Annotated in this window: 1 pseudogene; it reads right to left on the bottom strand. The window is 61.9% G+C overall.

Features of this window, described 5'->3' with window-relative positions:
• Window positions 1–54: 54 nt before the first annotated feature.
• Window positions 55–476 (bottom strand): annotated as a pseudogene (locus ACR0B3_RS24510) (tripartite tricarboxylate transporter permease).
• Between the last annotated feature and the right edge of the window lie 62 nt (window positions 477–538).

The following is a 538-nucleotide window of genomic DNA, read 5'->3' as shown; positions in this document are numbered from 1 at the left end:
CGACCACTTGCCACCCATCCGACCGGACCAGTGCCGGAATTCTGCCATCCCGTATCAATCGCAGCCCATCCGTCTCCAGGCGATGTGCCACCAACGCGAGAGCGCGATGCGCACCCCGTCGAACGTGTCATGCCAGTTGGGATCCTTCAGCTCGGCATCGTCGGTGATGATCGCCTTTTTTTCGATGATAATGTACGCCTCGGACACGGCAAAGAGGCCCACCAGCGCCGGGACGAGCGGCACACCGTCGTAAAGTGTCAGAAACCCGAAGGTGCCGCGGGCGTGGCGTAGACCACATCCGTCCCGATCGCACCGATCATCAAGCCGAAGAAACCAGCGACCAGGCCCTTGAGCATGCCCTGGGCTGCAATCGACGCGATCAGTAAAACCCCGAACAGCATCACTACGATCATCTCGACCGAATGCACGTAGGACCCGGTACGGGCCAGCAGCGGCATGGCCGGGAGCGCGTTAATGGTGGTCAGCAGCCCGCCAAGGGCCGAGGCGACGAAGCTGATTGCCAGCGCCTGCTGCCTTT

Source organism: Ruegeria sp. CE9 (genome assembly GCF_056537425.1).
The sequence above is the reverse complement of the archived record's forward strand: the minus strand, read 5'-3'. Positions and strand labels throughout refer to the sequence as shown.